General features: G+C 66.7%; 3 protein-coding genes. 2 read left to right on the plus strand and 1 reads right to left on the minus strand.

Going from position 1 to position 1,645, the window contains the following annotated elements:
• Nucleotides 1-334, minus strand: a 334-nt coding sequence (locus tag RMO97_RS12545; RefSeq protein WP_310541406.1) for a nitroreductase family protein, incomplete at its 3' end; no start/stop codon positions are given.
• Between the two features lie 78 nt (nt 335-412).
• Here RMO97_RS12545 and RMO97_RS12550 point away from each other — a divergent pair.
• On the plus strand, nt 413-1,027 hold the full coding sequence (locus RMO97_RS12550; RefSeq protein ID WP_310541407.1) for an NUDIX hydrolase: 615 nt from the start codon (nt 413-415) through the stop codon (nt 1,025-1,027).
• A 27-nt stretch (nt 1,028-1,054) separates the two neighbouring features.
• A partial coding sequence (locus RMO97_RS12555; protein WP_310541408.1) for a serine O-acetyltransferase occupies nt 1,055-1,645 on the plus strand: 591 nt, incomplete at its 3' end.

A 1,645-nucleotide genomic window follows, 5' to 3' on the forward strand; every position in this document is an offset into this window, starting at 1 on the left:
CCGCCACGCAGAGGGGCGGAATCGTCAGCTTGCCGAGCTTGGCGGCGGCCCGGGCGTCGCCGCGGGAATTGGCCAGGGCCTCCAGGCGATCAGCGAAGACCGCCTTGGCGGCCGGCTCGAGGATGATGAAGCGCCAGGGCGCCAGCTTGCCGTGGTCGGGCACGCGAGCGGCGAGCTGCAAAAGGGCGTCCAGTTCGCTGGCGGTGGGCGCAGGCTCGGCGAGCGTGACGGCTGATGCGGAGCGCCTCGTCGCGAGGAAGCTCAGGACTTCGGGGCAGGGCTGCTGCGGAATCGGTTGACCAAACAGCGGGGCGGCGGGAAGCGACAGGGTCATCTCGAAGCGCGCCTCATTAGGAAAGCCGATAGGGGAGTTCTCCTATAATGACGGTGGTTTCGCAAGCTAGTTGAGAACATGTCGCAAAAACCAGGTTGGCTTGTGGTCCACGGGACGCCCTGGCGCAAGGGGCCGCCGCGGCCGATCTATGACAACCCCTGGATCAGCCTGACTGAGTATGACGCCGTCGCGCCAACCGGCGCGGACGCTCTCTATGGTGTGGTCAGCTTCAAGAATTTCGCCATGGCCATCCTGCCCGTGCACGCTGACGGCACGATCACTCTGGTGGGGCAGCACCGTTTGCCCTTCGCAGACTACAGCTGGGAAATCCCTGAGGGCGGCGGCCCGCTGGCCGACGATCCTCTGGAGAGCGCCAAGCGCGAGCTGCTGGAGGAAACCGGCATGGCCGCGGCCCATTGGCAGGAGATCTTGCGGATGCAGCTCTCCAACTCGGTCACCGACGAACACGCCTTCGGATACCTCGCCACAGGCCTGAGCCAGGTCCACGCCGAGCCGCAGGGTGACGGCACTGAAGATATCCTGAGGGCTCGCGTACCTTTTCGGGAAGCGCTGGACGCTGCGGTCGGGGGTTATATGCGCGACGCCCTGACGGTTGCGATGCTGCTGCGGGGCTACCACATGGCCAGGGAGGGCGCATTGCCGCGCGAACTTTCGGCGGCCATGCTAGGATAAGGGAACGTCATGGGACGGGAGGAACCGATGAGCCAGCGTCTGGAAGTCATCGACCCGGCATCGCCGCCGCCGGTCTGGGCCGCACTGCGCAACGAAGCCGAACGGGCCGCCCAGTCGGAGCCCGCGCTGGCCTCGCTGCTGAACGCCGTGGTGCTGAGCCACCACGACTTGGGCGCAGCGTTGAGCTACCAGCTGGCTCGCAAACTGGGCGACCAGGAGCTGCGCGCCATGAGCCTGCGGGAACTGGCCGACGCCGCCTACAAGGCCAATCCTAAGCTCGTCGACACCGCCGAGGCCGATCTGAAGGCGGTGTTCGAGCGGGACCCCGCCTGCAAGGGCTATGTCCAGCCGTTCCTGTTCTTCAAGGGCTTCCAGGCCCTCCAGGCCCAGCGCGTGGCGCACTGGCTGTGGGGCCAGGGCCGCGAGACCATCGCGCTCTATCTGCAGAGCCGGATGAGCGAGATTTTCCAGGTGGACATCCACCCGGCGACCCAGATCGGCTCAGGGGTGTTCATCGACCACGGCACCGGCATCGTCATCGGCGAGACCGCGGTGATCGGCGACGACGTGTCCATGATGCAGGACGTGACCCTGGGCGGCACGGGCGCGGAGCGCGGT

This window comes from Phenylobacterium sp., from assembly GCF_031425575.1.
GTDB lineage: Bacteria > Pseudomonadota > Alphaproteobacteria > Caulobacterales > Caulobacteraceae > Phenylobacterium.